Annotated in this window: 21 protein-coding genes, 1 tRNA gene and 1 pseudogene; 3 read left to right on the forward strand and 20 right to left on the reverse strand. The window is 49.6% G+C overall.

All coding sequences use genetic code 11. From position 1 onward, the window contains the following. Positions 1 to 3 precede the first annotated feature (3 nt). The 16 genes from IB214_RS07705 to IB214_RS07780 all read right to left on the reverse strand — a co-directional run bounded on the left by IB214_RS07705 (position 4) and on the right by IB214_RS07780 (position 9,195). Positions 4 to 291 carry an ArsR family transcriptional regulator gene (locus IB214_RS07705; RefSeq protein WP_117343778.1) on the reverse strand — a complete coding sequence of 96 codons (288 nt, stop codon included), beginning with the start codon at positions 289 to 291 and terminating at the stop codon, positions 4 to 6. A gap of 10 nt (positions 292 to 301) precedes the next feature. Further along, the gene (locus tag IB214_RS07710) at positions 302 to 604 is read right to left on the reverse strand and encodes a DUF2730 domain-containing protein (protein ID WP_117343755.1); all 303 of its coding nucleotides are present in this window, start codon (positions 602 to 604) and stop codon (positions 302 to 304) included. Continuing rightward, complete coding sequence (locus IB214_RS07715; protein WP_116359949.1) at positions 585 to 815, reverse strand: TraR/DksA C4-type zinc finger protein; 231 nt, start codon at positions 813 to 815, stop codon at positions 585 to 587. The genes IB214_RS07710 and IB214_RS07715 overlap by 20 nt, the downstream gene beginning before the upstream one ends. Then, positions 812 to 1,417: a hypothetical protein gene (locus IB214_RS07720; protein ID WP_117343756.1), complete on the reverse strand. Its 606-nt coding sequence runs from the start codon at positions 1,415 to 1,417 to the stop codon at positions 812 to 814. Before IB214_RS07720 ends, IB214_RS07715 begins: the two co-directional genes overlap by 4 nt. After that, positions 1,405 to 1,812 carry a hypothetical protein gene (locus tag IB214_RS07725; protein ID WP_117343757.1) on the reverse strand — a complete coding sequence of 136 codons (408 nt, stop codon included), beginning with the start codon at positions 1,810 to 1,812 and terminating at the stop codon, positions 1,405 to 1,407. Before IB214_RS07725 ends, IB214_RS07720 begins: the two co-directional genes overlap by 13 nt. Beyond that, the gene (locus tag IB214_RS07730; RefSeq protein ID WP_117343758.1) at positions 1,805 to 2,023 is read right to left on the reverse strand and encodes a hypothetical protein; all 219 of its coding nucleotides are present in this window, start codon (positions 2,021 to 2,023) and stop codon (positions 1,805 to 1,807) included. The genes IB214_RS07725 and IB214_RS07730 overlap by 8 nt, the downstream gene beginning before the upstream one ends. Positions 2,024 to 2,025: 2 nt before the next feature. Continuing rightward, the gene (locus tag IB214_RS07735; protein WP_117343759.1) at positions 2,026 to 2,607 is read right to left on the reverse strand and encodes an N-acetylmuramidase; all 582 of its coding nucleotides are present in this window, start codon (positions 2,605 to 2,607) and stop codon (positions 2,026 to 2,028) included. A 99-nt stretch (positions 2,608 to 2,706) separates the two neighbouring features. Beyond that, on the reverse strand, positions 2,707 to 3,030 hold the full coding sequence (locus tag IB214_RS07740; RefSeq protein WP_117343760.1) for a hypothetical protein: 324 nt from the start codon (positions 3,028 to 3,030) through the stop codon (positions 2,707 to 2,709). Positions 3,031 to 3,034: 4 nt separating this feature from the next. Next, complete coding sequence (locus IB214_RS07745; RefSeq protein WP_117343761.1) at positions 3,035 to 3,427, reverse strand: Mor transcription activator family protein; 393 nt, start codon at positions 3,425 to 3,427, stop codon at positions 3,035 to 3,037. Beyond that, complete coding sequence (locus IB214_RS07750) at positions 3,424 to 3,972, reverse strand: regulatory protein GemA (protein WP_117343762.1); 549 nt, start codon at positions 3,970 to 3,972, stop codon at positions 3,424 to 3,426. Before IB214_RS07750 ends, IB214_RS07745 begins: the two co-directional genes overlap by 4 nt. A gap of 162 nt (positions 3,973 to 4,134) precedes the next feature. Beyond that, positions 4,135 to 4,632: a hypothetical protein gene (locus IB214_RS07755; protein ID WP_117343763.1), complete on the reverse strand. Its 498-nt coding sequence runs from the start codon at positions 4,630 to 4,632 to the stop codon at positions 4,135 to 4,137. Positions 4,633 to 4,712: 80 nt separating this feature from the next. Further along, a complete protein-coding gene (locus IB214_RS07760; protein WP_117343764.1) occupies positions 4,713 to 5,330 on the reverse strand; it encodes a DUF3164 family protein in 618 nt (205 codons plus the stop codon). 14 nt (positions 5,331 to 5,344) lie between these two features. After that, positions 5,345 to 5,635 (reverse strand): hypothetical protein, encoded by a 291-nt coding sequence (locus IB214_RS07765; protein ID WP_117343765.1) that lies wholly within the window; start codon positions 5,633 to 5,635, stop codon positions 5,345 to 5,347. Between the two features lie 244 nt (positions 5,636 to 5,879). Further along, positions 5,880 to 6,827: an AAA family ATPase gene (locus tag IB214_RS07770; protein WP_117343766.1), complete on the reverse strand. Its 948-nt coding sequence runs from the start codon at positions 6,825 to 6,827 to the stop codon at positions 5,880 to 5,882. A 38-nt stretch (positions 6,828 to 6,865) separates the two neighbouring features. Continuing rightward, the gene (locus IB214_RS07775) at positions 6,866 to 8,956 is read right to left on the reverse strand and encodes a Mu transposase C-terminal domain-containing protein (protein ID WP_117343767.1); all 2,091 of its coding nucleotides are present in this window, start codon (positions 8,954 to 8,956) and stop codon (positions 6,866 to 6,868) included. A gap of 2 nt (positions 8,957 to 8,958) precedes the next feature. Continuing rightward, positions 8,959 to 9,195, reverse strand: coding sequence for a helix-turn-helix domain-containing protein (locus tag IB214_RS07780; protein WP_117343768.1), 237 nt, complete (start codon positions 9,193 to 9,195; stop codon positions 8,959 to 8,961). 182 nt (positions 9,196 to 9,377) lie between these two features. On the opposite strand from IB214_RS07780, the gene IB214_RS07785 reads away from it, so the two are divergent. Continuing rightward, positions 9,378 to 10,010 (forward strand): helix-turn-helix domain-containing protein, encoded by a 633-nt coding sequence (locus IB214_RS07785; protein WP_117343769.1) that lies wholly within the window; start codon positions 9,378 to 9,380, stop codon positions 10,008 to 10,010. 290 nt (positions 10,011 to 10,300) lie between these two features. Here the strand turns inward: IB214_RS07785 and IB214_RS07790 are convergent. From IB214_RS07790 to IB214_RS07800, 3 genes and pseudogenes are all read right to left on the reverse strand, one after another. After that, positions 10,301 to 11,113 (reverse strand): annotated as a pseudogene (locus tag IB214_RS07790) (integrase arm-type DNA-binding domain-containing protein); the annotation flags it as partial. Between the two features lie 160 nt (positions 11,114 to 11,273). Then, positions 11,274 to 11,348: transfer RNA gene (locus IB214_RS07795), tRNA-Arg, on the reverse strand. A 75-nt stretch (positions 11,349 to 11,423) separates the two neighbouring features. After that, the gene (locus IB214_RS07800; RefSeq protein ID WP_115257882.1) at positions 11,424 to 12,365 is read right to left on the reverse strand and encodes a formate/nitrite transporter family protein; all 942 of its coding nucleotides are present in this window, start codon (positions 12,363 to 12,365) and stop codon (positions 11,424 to 11,426) included. A 288-nt stretch (positions 12,366 to 12,653) separates the two neighbouring features. Between IB214_RS07800 and mlaA the strand changes: the two genes are divergently transcribed. Then, on the forward strand, positions 12,654 to 13,409 hold the full coding sequence (mlaA, locus tag IB214_RS07805) for a phospholipid-binding lipoprotein MlaA (protein WP_096756318.1): 756 nt from the start codon (positions 12,654 to 12,656) through the stop codon (positions 13,407 to 13,409). A 60-nt stretch (positions 13,410 to 13,469) separates the two neighbouring features. Here the strand turns inward: mlaA and fadL are convergent, their stop codons facing one another. Then, positions 13,470 to 14,750, reverse strand: a complete 1,281-nt coding sequence (gene fadL / locus IB214_RS07810; protein ID WP_117343770.1) for a long-chain fatty acid transporter FadL — start codon at positions 14,748 to 14,750, stop codon at positions 13,470 to 13,472. A gap of 371 nt (positions 14,751 to 15,121) precedes the next feature. On the opposite strand from fadL, the gene IB214_RS07815 reads away from it, so the two are divergent. Further along, positions 15,122 to 15,406, forward strand: a complete 285-nt coding sequence (locus tag IB214_RS07815; protein WP_115257884.1) for a YfcZ/YiiS family protein — start codon at positions 15,122 to 15,124, stop codon at positions 15,404 to 15,406. The last annotated feature ends 81 nt before the right edge of the window (positions 15,407 to 15,487 follow it).

The following is a 15,487-nucleotide window of genomic DNA, read 5'->3' on the forward strand; positions in this document are numbered from 1 at the left end:
TATTTACCCTCTCGCTCGTGGTTTCTTAACACCCGGCACCGTGGTCAGACCGTTGGCCACATCATCACCGCGCCCACTAATTTCAGCGACATAGCACCCCGATACATCGCTCAGACTCACCAGCCCCTGCTCGCGCAACCAAGACAGATGGGTACGCACCACATCACGAGAAACTTTATGCCCATAGGTTTGCAGGCAGGTCTGCAAAATGGATTCGTTGGCACTGTCGCCGCAATCCAGAAGGGATCGCAAAATGACCAGACGCTGGTCACTGTCGAGAATTTCACGCATGGTCATTCCCTCATTTATCCTTTAATTCGTTTTCGAGAAGTAGGTCACTGATGCGTGACACCTGCCTGATGGACGGTGCCAGCTCGCGCAGTTCGCCGCGCAGATTGCTCATTTCAAGCTGCAACTGGTGCAGGTCTTTCTGGCTGGGAAGTACCGCAATGGTGTTCTCCAGCCCCTGAAGCCGGTTACGCACCAGCTCCAGCTCTTCACGTTTGACGTAGGTCTTGGCCAGCAGTAGCTGGATAAGATTCACGCCTGACATAAACAATGCCCAGATGATGGCCCAGCTCCCCTTAACGACTTCCCAGTCCACGCTTCCCCCTTTGTTCTCTGATGCTCTGACAGGTGTGGCAGGTCACCGCATCCGGCTGCGCTTTCAGGCGGGGAAGCGGTATGTCATTGCCGCAGTCATTACAAAAACCAACGTTGTCGGGTTGTTCTTTAATCCGGTTTAAATGGCTTTTTAAGACACGTTCACGCTCTTCATTTTCAAGGTCGCTGGCCTGGTCAAGAACATCCGTCATTTGGGCATCATCACCTTGTGTTTGCTGGATTTACTGAAGCGGGCAAAGCCGTCCAGCGTTCTGAACCCCAGATAACCCAGCGCCGGAGAGGCCAGCATCAGGGCAATATCCCAGTCGGGTGCGGGCATTGAAAACGCGTGGCCATACGCACCGGCAACAGCACCAGCTTGCTGGCCAACGGACATCAACATCACATAGGCAATGCTGCTATAGAGAGATAAACGTGCCATGCGAGGCCGGGTCTGCCGGACATATTCGTCGGTGGCGTTATCGCCGTTACGGATAGTTTCCTGCTGTTCGTGATGCGCCGCCTGCTGGTCAGCCAGCAGCGATTTGTCACGTTCAAGCTGGTATTGCTCAAGCTGTACTTTGAGGGATTCGAGCTGCACGAACTGCTCAGGTGGAAGCTGTGCCAGCTTCTGTTCCAGCACGCGCTGCTGGTCCTGGGGATTAATCGCGCCATTGACCGACTCAACAATCCCGGCAACAGAATCGGCAGTTTTCGCAGTATCACCACCGAACCAGCTACCCACCGTACGCATGACTGAAGGGCCAGCCTTGAGCAGAACGGAGGCAATAGTAGATAGGGTTATCGGATCCATTTGAGTAAGCCCTTACGTGATACCCAGCAGCAGAACATCACTCCGATCAGCGCACCGAGAGGGTCAAGCCAGATGAAGAAAAGTCCATGGGAAAACACGGGAGCCAGTGCGAGAAGTATCGCGCCCGCAACCCAGATTAACCATGACCATAAACAGGCAAATTTACTGATGTACATAGCGGGCTGAATAAGTCGGTAAGGCAGATTACCCAGGAAAATACTGGCACCAATGAGCACGATGCCAGACAGTGGCATCCACCAGACAATAAAAGCGTTACGCCCATAAAAACTGCAAAGCCAGAGAGAAAGGACAACCATCACAACGAGGGTCCATCCTGACTGATAAGTTTTGCACAATGCCAGTTTCAGCTGCTCAGTATTAAACGATTTAAACACGATATTTTTCCTTATAACGCTGGCATTGCCAGACAATGTCTCTGATATCGACAGAATCCCAGCCTTTGCGATAGAAGCTCGCGTGAGTACCATCGCAGCCGGTGTAGTCGACAGGAACGGGCGGAGGCCCGCCGTCAACGCGGTGCAGCACTTCTTTTTTGATGCGATCACGACGACCAAAACGCAAAGAGCCATCCCAACCTTTTCCCATGATCAGCTCCGGGTTACAGATGCAGAGCCGCCAACAACCTCCCAGCAGGCATCAGCCACGCTATCGAGGCGATTAAACCAGCCGTTGAGGTACTTACCCTGAGTGGAATTTGATTTGATAATGTCGGCGTAATAACGGGAGCGACGAAGAAGGTAACGTGTGAGAAGCCATTCGGGGTCGGCACCAATAACAGCCGCTGTGGTTTTGGGTCCCACAATGCCATCAGGTTTAACACCCGCAGCATCCTGTAATAACGTCAGTGCTTTTTTGACGCCATGCTGAACAGCCGCATCAAACACAATGAGAGAAATACCATCCGGCCAGTCGCTGCAATAAGCAGGTGACCAGTAATCGCGGTAGTAAATTTCTCCGGCCTGCTCTGAGGTTAAATCTTTAATTGGGGTATCGGGTTTGCCGTCGCCATCAACGTCGGTTTTGCCATCGGCAAGGCCATCGCGCTTATCAGAAATACCGAAGTTGGTTTCACCACCTTTATCGGTGGAGTCATTAACGTAGCCGCCTTCTTTGGCGAGGATAAAGGAGAGCGCGTGAAGAAATGAGGGGGAAGATGTGCCTGTTGTCATGCCTGCACCTACAATGAAATGGGTTAATGTAATTTCAACCCATTATTGTGCTAGGCATAAAAAAAGCCGGATTTACCGGCTTCATTGGATATGGATGACTTAACTGAATAAAACATCTCTGTATGTAAACATTATCAGTCCAGCCAAAATTAAGAAGAGAATGATAAAACCAGTGTTTTTATCTGTATCAACAGGGTTGGACTTAGCTCTTTCAATTAATGATTTCCGACGCGCCATATAAATAATAAATGGCAGGATGAAAAGGCTACCAACCCCCCAGACTACTGGTGATATGCCACTCTTATATCCTTTGCTGACACCTTCAGTAATAGTATGCACACCAATTTTGTTGTTGGCCGCATCAACGAAAACCCAAAAAGCACAAACAACCAACACTAAATTTACAAGAATCACGCCACCCATAACATTACTCCATGTCCAAAGAAAATTGCCGCTTATTCATTTCAAGTCTTCGCATTCTTTTAATCGCTTTATACACCGTTTTGTAGGTGACGTGGTAGCGCTCAACCAGTTCCGCTACGTTGTCACCCTTAAAATCACGCCAGATCCGCATATCTCTGACAAGTTGTTCAAGCACCTGACCACGAGGAAAATAGACCTGCATCCCACCGATTTTACTGCTGATTGCGACGACAAGTTCAATTGAATGTTGTGGATCGTAACCCAGCCTCTCAAGCTCTTTTCTCAATAACGCATTCAATTCTGACAGCAGTGAGGGAAAGCGTGAATTTTCCGTTCCATCATCCAGATGGTCAAGGATGCTGTCGTCCTGAATATCATCAAACAGGTCGTCATTCATTTGTTCCACCTCTTTGCCGCTTCAGCGTAGGCTGCGCAAAACACATCATAGTCACGGACGACTTCACCGGTATCAGGGTAAACAGGCAGTGGGGCATTATGCTCGACCAACGTTTTTTTCATTGCCCGGATATGCCATTGCTTCAGGCCTTCAAGGAAGTTCAGCTCCAAATCTCCGCGTAGCCACTCAAGGCTGGAAACACCCTTGCCGCCATTTTTCTGGCTGGTGTGGCGCTGGACAAAATGGTCAAGTGCAATATCGCTGCCGTCCCTGAGAAACCCATCAGCAAACATCGCTTTCCAGACCATCCTGATTTTTTTGCTAATGTCAGAAGGTTTTGACATTCGACGCTTTGATTGACGGGAAGGCTGGCTTTTAAATCCTTTACCCTCAAAAGCCTTAATAACCTGCTGAAGCTCGGATGCAGACATATCCCGGCAGCTGGTTTTCCCCGGCACGACAGAAGATAGCAATGCGCGGTAGGTATCATCATCCAGGCCAAGTTGATTTTTAGCGATATGAATAATCTGACTGAGCTTTTTCATCCTGCATTCTCCGGCTTGCTGAGGTCATAAAAATTACGACAACCACAGCGTGGGCAACATAAATCATGCACCACTATTCCCTTGTACTGATGATTGCGTTTTTCTACCCGTTCCCCTTCAGTATGAATATTGCGGCATCTTGTACATTTAACCCGGTTTTGATTACTCATCGTTTTCCACCTTAGTAGCCATCCGCTCCGCGTACTGTTGCTCGCGCATCATCTTTTGCGCCGCCTGCATTAAAAGGCTAATAGCCATACGAGCACGGGCAGAGGCAAAACGATTGCTGGTCTGGCGGTCTTTGTAGAGCGTACTGGCAATGTCGATTTGCTCTGCCGCCTCCTCAATAAGGCCAAGAACGGAGGGGCCGAACGATTGCAAAGGCTGGACTTCAACACCAACCACCTGGGCCAGCCGGGTCAGCTTGCGGGTTTTTTCCTGGTCAATCATGTTGCCCATACCGTTATGGCGCAGCTGCTCGAGCATGATTTCAACATCTGCCGCTTCTTCAGCAACTTTACTGCCGTTGGTTTTGTGATTAATAAACCGGGAACAAGCTGCGGCCAGCTCACTGGATTCTTCTGCCAGCGCCAGTACCTGGGAATCAAAGCCCCAGCGTGAAAATGCCGCATCGTAAATAACAGTTTTATTCGTGGTCATAATAAGCATCCTTATGAATCCGGCGCGAACGAAGCCCTGACGCAAGCGCCGTAATAAATTCAAAATGGTTTATCGGAATATCAGAGTTTGGCTAAATCCAGTGAAATTTGTTTATAGCTCCCGTCGCCTTGGCGTTCATACATCCGCAGATACTGACTGGTGCCGGTCACTTGAATAGCATCCGCAACCGCATCCATTGCCTCGTTCCAGCGCTCATCATCGATATTGAGCTGGCGCAGCCCCAGCACCTGGTTGATGTCGATTTTGCCCTGTTTGTTGACACGAAATGCATGGTCAACCAGCGCCATAATCTTCTCGTCTGCACCGCCAGACCACTGGTTAATGCAGGTATCAATCAGCGTTTTAGCAGCCTGAATGCGCTCATCAAAAACACGGTGCTCACCCACGGCGCGAAGCAGCTTGTAACGGCCATCAAAACTCACCAGTGACACATTGCCCTTGGCACCGCCAAACTCGACGCCGTACTCCGCCGCTGACAGGTCAATAAAATCGGCAATCTCCTGCATGGAATTGAGCTTGAAAGCGGCCAGTTGCTGACGCTGTTGACGTGCCGACTCGATGATATTCATCACCACTTCATCACGCAGTTTATCCAGCGGCTTTACCTGCGATTCTGGCACCAGATGCCCCTGAGCATTAATACGGTAACCTTCCGGGATATTATTTGTATTATTCATACCAACCTCATTTATTAATATTCATTTTCAAAGATGATGTTTGAAACCAGTTTATTTCCCAGCTCCATCTTTTTGGCTATTACCGCCACAGACAGGCCTTCTTTATACAGCTCCCGACAAAGCCAGGCGTCATGGTCATCAGGTGTCGTCAGCGCCAGTGATATCTGTCTTCGGCTGGCAAAGGTGCAGACTGACTTTTTACTACGCTTCAGTGCCTTACCTATTTCTTCTGCTGATAGCTTTCCTGCGCTGGACTTAATGAATGCACGTTCGCGCGTGGTCCACTCGCGGTATGTTCTGACCATGATTACCTCCAGATAATCCGGCAACCGTTTAATGAAGCGACCCAGACAGAGCGGGAGCCTTCGTTATTGCGCTCTACAATCCGCACCGCCTGGCTGAGTAAATCAGCAGGAGGACATGACACCTCCAGAATCGGCCGGGTTCTGGACTGGCGAAAAGCTGTGACCAGGCATCCTTTTTGATTGAGCATGGCTTCAGTGGCCAGCGCCTGTTGAACATGGGACGAAATGAGATGAGAGAACATGATTAACCTCGCAGCAGGGTTGACACATCAACATCTAAATCCAGATCGCGGAACGCTCTGAGGATGTATTTTTCATTCACCGTTTCACCCGCACCGTGGGCTGTCATGGCTGCAAGGCGCAGGGAGTGGCTGAGAATACGCAGTGCTCCTGGCTTCTGGGCTATTTGCTGGAGAAGCTCACGCTCTTTCTCACCCGTAATAGACCAGGCATCAGCAATCGCTGCCACATCTGCTTTTTTGGTTTTGTTGATGGCCACGCGTTTGGCGATACGCGAGAAAAGACGCGCAAATTCAACAGTGCGGTTACCGCCCGTCATATTGGAATAGACGCGGTGGTTACCCATCAGCACCAGCCCGACACGGGTCGCTTCCTGTAACAGGCGCAGTTCTTCGAGGGTTTCAGCGCCCAGATGGTCGGCTTCATCAATGATGATGAGCCCCTGAGTGCCATCAAGACGGCGGCGTAAGGCACGAGCCAGCGGACCTTTACGGCGTGGGGAATCATTCATACCCAGCTCATAGGCCAGCTCTGTCAGGCATTCAAGAACGCTGGAGCAGGCAGGTGTGACGGTAATCAGCCAGACGTTATCATTGCCGCGACGGTATTCGCGGGCGGCTTCTGATTTACCCACACCAGGGTTACCGCACACGACACCGATACACTCGGTCAGATGCGCATAACGGAAAGCAGTCCAGATTTGTTTCACTGTCGGCGTTTCGATAAAGCGCGGTGGCTCGGGGATTTCAGCGCCAGCCTGTTGCTTCTCAATCCAGCGGGTCAGTACCGTTTCCACGCGTTCATTGTCACCGTTGTATTTCTCATTCATGAAGCTGCTGACCGTGCCGGAAGACAAGCCTGTTTCACGGGCGACCTGAGCAAAAGTAAAACGTTTACCATCCACCAGGGTGCGCAGAACCCCGCGAATATCGGTGATATTCACATCAGACATAATTAACTCCATATATTTGAATTAAATTTAAAGGCTATTTAAATAACATTTTTGCGTTTACTGGATTCGAGCATATCCAGTGAGTTATTCAGGAATTCATCCTCGCGGTATTCTGCTTCTTCCGCTTCAGCCAGCATGAGAGGGGCTGTGGCTCGAGGGCGATAAACATTGCCCTGTAACCAGTTTTCCTCCTGCGGAGCTGGCAGGGTATGGATATTCTCGGCTTCAGCCAGGCGGACTTTCTCTTCGCCGCGAGCTCGCATCCCTTTGATACGCTGCTGACGGGCATGGTATTCAGCTGTAACCGGGAAGGCCTGGCGCTTATTACCATCCCAGATAGCATCGCAAATATACGAACCATCCAGACGGCGAATAATGACTTTAGTGGCATCGTGAATATCGTAATTCACCAGCACTTTATTACCGTGCTCATGATTCAGCTCAGATGAGTAATAAAGGTTATTGAACAGGCGCACTTCACAACGACTCACGCTGCGTTCAATCTGCGGCATAAACATCTCGCGCAGCTCGATATCAGCCAACCATTCGATTTCAGTGGCTTCTTTTTCCAGCTTGTAACGGCGAAACTGGGTCGGGGTGAAATGCTCACCGTCGCCGCGTTTCGGCAGTGACTCATGCGGACGGTTGTTGTACCACTCAACACCACTCTCAATTTCTGCAATCAACGCGTCCCATGAAGGCAGGTCACGCATCGTCTGCTGCTGTTTAACTGACAGCTCCTTGCCTTTGGCCACTGCATTAGTGGCTGACATCAGCGCCTTTGTTGTACGACGTACGGTGCTGCGGTCTGCCCCTGTGCCGTAATACGTCGCAAACTGGCGGGAGATACGCTGGCCCAGTGTACGGTTAAGACGTTCGATGATGCCGCGACCCTGCGGGTTCTCTGGAATACCGAGACGGTGGTCGATACCGAGACGCGGTAAAATACCGGTAATATCAGCATCAAACGTGTTGTTGGTTTCACCGCCACCGTTATCTGAATAATAAATAAATGGCTTACCCTGGTTTTTAATACCGTGGCGCATGGCATCCGCTACCGCAATGACGCTCTCGGATAATGCCAGGCTCCAGCCAACGATGTAACGACAGCAACCATCCAGAATAAATGTGACTTCAGGGGAGAACGGGTTCCCGTGGTCAGGGTGAGCAACCTTCATTTTCATGCCGTGACCATCACCAATCCAGACGTAATTCACCGGCAACGACTCCCAGTCACGACGAACAAATCCTTCATACTGGCGGAATTCACTGCCCGTGACACGGCCTTTCTGCTTCACAACAACCGGTAATTTGTCCATTGCGTAACACACCTGATCGTAGGAGGGAATGGCATCGCGCATGAGTGAATTATCAGCGTGGCGCATATCCCAGAGGACTTTGAAATCATCATAGGCTTCCTGAATTCCCCGACCGTCAGGACGGCGATAACACGTCAGGAACTCGGGTAGCCAGGCAATCTGCTCGGGTTTCACAACCTGGCGCTTGCCCGGCGCGAGTAACATCAGCCTCTCTGCTGACGTTGATGCTTTATTGAAATCAGCCAGCCAGCGTTTCAGCGATATTTCACTGAGTGAACGGGATGCGCCTTTCTTGGCATTCGCCAGAGTGGCTGCATCAGCGAGTCGCTGTGGCAGCTCACCAGACTGAGCCTGACGAACAATTTCACGCACCGCTTTGGCACAGCTGTAGCCAGGTAACTGGCCCAGACGAATGACTTCGGAAACCAGTGCCATGCGTGAGTCAGCGGTCTGCTTCTGGGCCGCAGTCAGTGAACCCAGCCTTTGCTCCATCAATGCCGGGCATTTGCGGAAGACGGCAATTTTGCTTTCTTCCGACGCCTTGCTGCGTGGTGATATCGCTTTTGATTCAGCGACTGCGGGCAAAGTAATGTCAGCCCCGGTCATCAGTTCTTTGATGTGACGGGTGCGCAAAGCATCCTGCGCATCCTGTGGCAGGCAATCAATGTGGTACTCAAATGCCTTACTGCCATTACGCTTACGAACCAGATCAGGATTATCGCTAATCCTTTTGTTCATCATCGCCCGAATGCCCTGTGGCGTTCCCGGTACTCCAGGCAAACCTGCTAACTCATTCACTGTCACGAACATGATCACGAATCCTTGTTTGCGTAACGGCTTGGCCAGATGAAAGAGGGTTCTACATTGAGAGCATCAGCAACGATGCGCTCACCTTTTGGATATTTACGATGGAGTACGTTTTTCAACGTATCCGGCTTAAGACCAGCATCTACGGAAAGACCACGCATTGTCAGGCCGCGCTTATGTAGCTCTCCAACAATGTCAATGTTGTGCCAGTCCCTTACAGCTATCACTTCATTTCTTTCCATACTTCGTTTACCCTAAAAAGTTAACCGCCCGGATAATCCGGCGGGGTTATCCGTTGGGATAAGTATTGATCCACATATGACATATGTAAAGCAAAAGAAGAGCTTTCTTTTGTCTTTGTGAGTTTTATTTGTTGTCTATTGTGATTTTCGTATATTAATCAGACAGTTAAGGGTAAAAGAAAATGGGACATGCAAAAGAAAGCGATTTTGCTTTTGATACGGAAGGAAAAGAAAGCATTTCAACACGTTTAAGGAAGCTTATTGGCAAGCGCACAGTACGCGCAGCAGCAAACCATTGGGGTCTTTCATTCTCCACATTAAACAACTATCTAACGAGAGGGACAGAGCCATCACTCAATGTGGCAATAAAGATTGCCAACATTGAAGATGTATCTGTTGAATGGCTGGCCACAGGAGTAGCTTCTGAAGCCCACTCAAGGGATTTAAAACTTCAGAGCGATGCTTCAGTGGAAGCAGACGCCACTGACGAGGCATCAGATGATTTTGACATGGAGGCGCATTTTGAGGCGACTAGAGATATCAATGCCTTAACTGTGGCCTGGCAACTGATTTTTGAAGCCTTATCCCAAGAGGAAGTCTTGCAGCTTGTTAAGCTTTTTATGCAGATAGGGGCCAAAGGAATTATGGAGAAATTAAGATATGATGGCGATATCGATGCAGTTTGGAACAATTTGAATACTAAAGAAAAAGAGCAACTAATCAGGCTGCATGACCAAGTGAAAAAAGGGTCACTTGAAGCTGATATCAGCGTAGCCGAAACTGGCCTGTCCAGTGATAACAAGAAGGCCGGTTAATTTTCAAATGAATACTAGGTATGTTATCAGCTAAATCTGACCGTTTAACGTTGCTTAGAATCAAACGAAAATTAATCAGTCTTAGCAATTTTGAAGTGTGTTAAAATTGGTTTTGAAACCTGATCTAATATCTTTAAATGCTCGCTGAGAGCAGTATCAAATGATTTGCCGATCGGCATCATTTTTATCATTCCGGTATCAAAATCCGTTTTGAACCGAAGTCAGTAATCCCGCGTATTCCCGGTTAATCTACTCTAATCCCGTAAGTATCAAATGATTTCCTTCCCCACAGACATTGGGACAAGGTGAGGGCGTCGGCCCTTCATCACCTCTTCGGTGATCGTAATCGTCCTGGTTTCAAAGTCGACGTTTGACCATTGCATGGACCGGAGTTCTTTTGTTCTGAGCACCGTGTATTGCAGAATCTGCGTTGCTATGCGTGAAACGATGCTCCCGGAGAACCCAGCCAATGCCTTATTGAATGTTGGTATCTGGTCTGCAGGTAGGAAAGGATAGTTCTTCTTCCGGTATCCCTTCATGGCATCAGCAAGGTCAGGGGCCGGGTTATACTTCGCGCGGCCGGTAACAATCGCGTACCTGAATACTTCCCCGCACCGCCTACGCGCCTTATTGGCCCGTTCCATTGCTCCACGGTCTTCGAACCTGCGGATCACTTCAAGTATCTGCATTGGTTCTATCTCGTTAATCTCCATCGCGCCAATCAACGGCAGAATGTCATCCTGGAACATGCGTGACAGTTCGGTGCTGTATACCTCTGACCATACCTGCTTTTTATGCTCGTACCATTCCTGATATATAGAGCCGAACGAGTTGTCTTTGACTGACAACTTTTTAGCCTTTACCGGATCGACGCCGACAGACACATCCTTTTTGGCAAGCCATGCTTTGTCTCTGGCTTCCTGCAATGACATGATCGGATATTTGCCTACCGTCATCACCTTCTCTTTACCATCGAGCTTGTAACGCAATTGCCAGACTTTCTTTCCGGTAACCGGCACATAAAGGTACAGCCCGTTGCTGTCGAGCAGCCGGTACGGTTTATCTTTCGGCTTTGCCGCGTCGATCTGCTTGATGGTGAGCATGGGTAAAATTCCGGTGGGTAAAATTATTTACTCGTTTTTTACCCGCCGAAGCATGCGGCTGTCAACGTTCTATTTCGAACTATGACGAACTGGTATTTTATTGAGAGCTTGCTGTGTAAGGGATTTTGCGAACTACTGCGGAGAGTGGCGAACTGTGAAATGGTGTCCCCTGCAGGAATCGAACCTGCAACTAGCCCTTAGGAGGGGCTCGTTATATCCATTTAACTAAGGGGACGAAGCGGCACGAGTATAGCGTTTTTTACCTGCAACGGTAAGTCTGTGTCCGCCTGACTGCTCAAACAGTCGCCATTCAGGATTGTTTCTTCTGGTTTTTCTGCTTTTTTTGTTCCCGCTCCGCCTCTAATCGGGCCTCTTCTTTGCGTTTATTGCTCATATCATTGCGAATTTGCGCATGGCTCATCAACGCGAAGATAAATGTCCCACCGCAAATATTCCCGGCAAGTGTTGGAAGCGCGAACGGCCAGAAGAAGTCGCTCCAGTGCAGCGTGCCGTTAAAGACCAGGTAGAGAATCTCAACCGAGCCGACGACGATGTGCGTGGTATCACCCAACGCAATAAGCCAGGTCATCAGAACAATGACGACAATTTTTGCCGCGCCCGCTGCGGGAAACATCCACACCATAGTGGCGATCAGCCAACCGGAAATAATCGCGTTGGAAAACATCTCCGTCGGGCTATTTTTCATAACGTCCATCCCAATTTTGACAAAGGCGTCGCGAGTCTCTTCATCAAAAATTGGCATATATTCAAACGCCCATGCCGCAATGCCGGTGCCGATAATGTTACCCAGTAAGACCACGCTCCACAGACGCATCAGTAAACCAAAATTGCCGAGGGTTGGATTTTGCATGACCGGCAGGACAGCGGTTACGGTGTTTTCGGTAAAGAGCTGTTGGCGGGCCATTATGACGATGATAAACCCGAAGGTATAACCGAGGTTTTCCAGTAAAAATCCGCCAGGAACGCCCTCAAGCTGTACGTGAAAAATACCCTTTGCCAGTAAAGAGGCTCCCATCGATAGCCCAGCGGCGATAGCTGACCACAGCAGCGCCATCGCATCGCGCTCCATCTCTTTTTCCCCGTCCTGGCGAATATGTTCGTGAATCGCCATGGCGCGGGAAGGAAGTCGGTCCTCGTCGACCTCTATCTTTTTACCCTGCAACTTCTCTTCACTTTCTACTTCGAGTTCGTCGCTGTGTTGATCAATTTTTTCTTTTTCGATGTCATTCATTTTTGAGTCCTGAATAAGCACGTATTGCTAAAGCGTAGCGGTTTTTATCCAGGAACTGGCGGGAGAAATTCTGAAATCGCAAAAATGGTAACGTTTGTATTTATCGGATTCGGTAAAATAGAAACACCGCGAGGTCTACCTTACCAGGCTATGATCAAATCAGTAAGTTAGGGTATATAGACATCGTTTGACGTGCTGTTACAATCGCTCACATCTAAACCGGCGGATACCTTATTGTTCCGTCATGGATGGCAATCAGCGATAGCCATAATACACAGGGAGACACTTATGAAGCTTCGCCTGTCGGCGCTTGCGCTGGGAACCACACTTTTGGTGGGGTGTGCGAGCTCCGGTACAGAACAGCAGGGGCGCTCGGATCCGTTTGAAGGGTTCAACCGCACCATGTACAACTTCAACTTTAATGTGCTGGATCCGTATGTTGTTCGACCGGTGGCTGTAGCCTGGCGTGATTATGTTCCGCAGCCGGCCAGAAACGGTTTGAGCAACTTTACGGGCAACCTCGAAGAGCCGGCCGTAATGGTCAACTATTTCCTGCAGGGCGATCCTTATCAGGGGATGGTGCATTTCACCCGTTTCTTCCTGAACACCTTGCTAGGTATGGGCGGCTTTATCGATGTTGCGGGCATGGCGAATCCAAAACTGCAGCGCGTTGAACCACATCGTTTCGGCAGTACTTTAGGTCACTATGATGTAGGTTACGGTCCGTATATGCAGCTTCCGTTCTATGGCAGCTTCACGGTACGTGATGACGGTGGTGATATGGTGGATACGCTGTATCCGGTTCTGTCGTGGCTGACCTGGCCGTTGTCGGTCGGTAAATGGACCATTGAAGGGATTGAAACCCGCGCGCAACTGCTCGACTCCGACGGTCTGCTGCGTCAATCTTCCGATCCGTACATTATGGTGCGTGAAGCTTACTTCCAGCGTCATGACTTCATCGCGAACGGCGGGAAACTCAAACCAGAAGAAAACCCGAACGCGCAAGCTATTCAGGATGATTTAAAAGATATCGATTCCGAATAAGGAAGAGGTACAAATAAAAAGGTGAGCTAAAAAGCTCACCTTTTTTACGCCTGAAGAAAATCAGAATGCGTAGTTAAAGTTGGTACCGAACAGCCAGGCTTTACCTTCAGATTCGAAGGTATATGGACCTTCTTTGATGGTCACGTTCTGCCCGTGCATATAAGAAGCACCGATGTCGATAGACGCATCTTCATTGAACGCGTAGGTCGTACCCGCGCTCAGCCACAGGCGGTCCTGGTCTGGAATGGAGATGGAGCGTTTATCCGCAGGAACCGGGCTATCGTCGTAGGCGATACCAGTACGGAACGTCCAGTTTTTATCCATGTAGTAGGTCGTACCCAGCGCGAGGCGGTAAGAGTCCCGGAAGCCTTCTTCTTTATAGAACAATGTTTGTCCGTTGGTGCCCGTTGCTTTCAACTCCTGGAACTGACTCCAGCTGGTGTAAGCGATGCTGTAGTGAACGGCCCATTGCGGTGCTACGCGGTTATAGCCAGACAGTTCCCACATTTCCGGCAGGTTAAGCGTCAATGCGCCCGGAACGGTCGTGTTGGTTGTACCCCATGGGAACGTCACGCCAGCACCCGGTAAGCCGTTGGCCTGGCTTCTGATGCCGCTCTTATAATCACCGTCGAAATCGATTTTAACTTCTGAACGATAGGTTAAGCCCCAGCGGTTATCTTTATCCAGCTCATACAAAATACCCGCGTTCCAGCCGTAACCCCATTCATCACCTTCCATGCTTGCAATTTTAGGGCTGACCTTCGGTAATGCTGCGGTCATTTCACCGGAATAACGTTCAATTTTGGCGTCAGCATAAACGGCGTTAAAACCAAGGCCGAAGCTCCAGCTATCATTTAGGCGATAGGCGCCGCTGAGGTTAAGGTTGACCGTTTTAAGGTCGGTCTTGCCGCCGTATTCACCGACAATGTAGCTGTCGTTAAATTCGGTCGCCAGACCATAGTTAGAGGTGACAGACGCGCCCCAGCCAAACTGCTCGTTAATAGGCATCACGAAGTGCGCATTCGGAACCCATGCCGTCGGGGCGATGTTGTCCGCATTGGTGCTGCGCCCGGTGAACGGCGATTTACCGGAGATATTAACGTCTGGATCGATATACACCGCACCTGCTGAGAAAGTAGGGCGATCGAACATCATGATCAGTGCCGGGTTGCGGCTGGCGTTACCCGCGTCGTCTGCGATAGCGCCTTCACCCGAATATGCCCGGCCAAGGCCAGAGGAAGAAAATTCGTTTAACTGAAAGCCTGCAGACCAGGCCTGTGTGGAAATAATTGCCACTGCGACTGCGAGAGCAGACTTTGTAAACAGGGTTTTCTGGCTCATGACCATAACCTCATCGATTTATTTTTATACAAACAATGTTACATGCCGTAACAGGAGCGCGAAGTGTAGGGTCTGAGGTACCACATAGAAATCAGACCAGTGGCGAGAGTATAGGTCCGACCAGATGGAATGTTGCAAGTATGTTTATAAGTTTTTTCAAATATGATCTTAAAAACGCGATCCAGCTGGCAAAATTGCGGGGATGCGCACTCACCTGTTCGGGCGATTTTTGTTTTGGATCATTTTTAAGTGTGATTTCGGTCGCTTATCGCATTTCGCACAATTAACGACTGGAGAGGAGGATAATGGGAGCGTAAAATATCCCCAACGTTTATCTGGCACCCTTGGTGCGAATACAGAGGAAATCTACAATGAGTAAATGCAGTGCTGATGAAACCCCGGTTTGCTGCTGTATGGATGTTGGTACCATCATGGACAACACCGATTGCACCGCGTCATACAGCCGTGTGTTCGCGACTCGCGCACAGGCAGAAGAAACGCTGGCTGCTCTCACCGAGAAGGCGCGTGGCGTAGAATCTGAGCCTTGCCAAATCACCCCAACCTTTACTGAAGAAGCTGAGGGTGTTCGTCTGGATATCGATTTTGTTTTCGCCTGTGAAGCCGAAACCCTGATCTTCCAGCTGGGTCTGCGTTAATCCCTTCTTTCAGTGCCCTTGCCACCTTCTGACAAGGGCATTTTCGTAACAATCAGTGATTATTCACTGTGCCATAGCTCC

Source organism: Citrobacter sp. C1 (assembly GCF_014596895.2).
GTDB classification, from domain to species: Bacteria; Pseudomonadota; Gammaproteobacteria; order Enterobacterales; family Enterobacteriaceae; genus Citrobacter; species Citrobacter gillenii.

Bases quoted from the DNA above. Each gene is read 5' to 3' on its own strand.
- IB214_RS07705 (WP_117343778.1), bottom strand. From the start codon at position 291: ATGCGTGAAATTCTCGACAGTGACCAGCGTCTGGTCATTTTGCGATCC.
- IB214_RS07715 (WP_116359949.1), bottom strand. From the start codon at position 815: ATGACGGATGTTCTTGACCAGGCCAGCGACCTTGAAAATGAAGAGCGT.
- IB214_RS07720 (WP_117343756.1), bottom strand. From the start codon at position 1,417: ATGGATCCGATAACCCTATCTACTATTGCCTCCGTTCTGCTCAAGGCT.
- IB214_RS07730 (WP_117343758.1), bottom strand. From the start codon at position 2,023: ATGGGAAAAGGTTGGGATGGCTCTTTGCGTTTTGGTCGTCGTGATCGC.
- IB214_RS07735 (WP_117343759.1), bottom strand. From the start codon at position 2,607: ATGACAACAGGCACATCTTCCCCCTCATTTCTTCACGCGCTCTCCTTT.
- IB214_RS07740 (WP_117343760.1), bottom strand. From the start codon at position 3,030: ATGGGTGGCGTGATTCTTGTAAATTTAGTGTTGGTTGTTTGTGCTTTT.
- IB214_RS07745 (WP_117343761.1), bottom strand. From the start codon at position 3,427: ATGAATGACGACCTGTTTGATGATATTCAGGACGACAGCATCCTTGAC.
- IB214_RS07750 (WP_117343762.1), bottom strand. From the start codon at position 3,972: ATGAAAAAGCTCAGTCAGATTATTCATATCGCTAAAAATCAACTTGGC.
- IB214_RS07755 (WP_117343763.1), bottom strand. From the start codon at position 4,632: ATGACCACGAATAAAACTGTTATTTACGATGCGGCATTTTCACGCTGG.
- IB214_RS07760 (WP_117343764.1), bottom strand. From the start codon at position 5,330: ATGAATAATACAAATAATATCCCGGAAGGTTACCGTATTAATGCTCAG.
- IB214_RS07765 (WP_117343765.1), bottom strand. From the start codon at position 5,635: ATGGTCAGAACATACCGCGAGTGGACCACGCGCGAACGTGCATTCATT.
- IB214_RS07770 (WP_117343766.1), bottom strand. From the start codon at position 6,827: ATGTCTGATGTGAATATCACCGATATTCGCGGGGTTCTGCGCACCCTG.
- IB214_RS07775 (WP_117343767.1), bottom strand. From the start codon at position 8,956: ATGTTCGTGACAGTGAATGAGTTAGCAGGTTTGCCTGGAGTACCGGGA.
- IB214_RS07780 (WP_117343768.1), bottom strand. From the start codon at position 9,195: ATGGAAAGAAATGAAGTGATAGCTGTAAGGGACTGGCACAACATTGAC.
- IB214_RS07785 (WP_117343769.1), top strand. From the start codon at position 9,378: ATGGGACATGCAAAAGAAAGCGATTTTGCTTTTGATACGGAAGGAAAA.
- IB214_RS07800 (WP_115257882.1), bottom strand. From the start codon at position 12,365: ATGAATGACATCGAAAAAGAAAAAATTGATCAACACAGCGACGAACTC.
- mlaA (WP_096756318.1), top strand. From the start codon at position 12,654: ATGAAGCTTCGCCTGTCGGCGCTTGCGCTGGGAACCACACTTTTGGTG.
- fadL (WP_117343770.1), bottom strand. From the start codon at position 14,750: ATGAGCCAGAAAACCCTGTTTACAAAGTCTGCTCTCGCAGTCGCAGTG.
- IB214_RS07815 (WP_115257884.1), top strand. From the start codon at position 15,122: ATGAGTAAATGCAGTGCTGATGAAACCCCGGTTTGCTGCTGTATGGAT.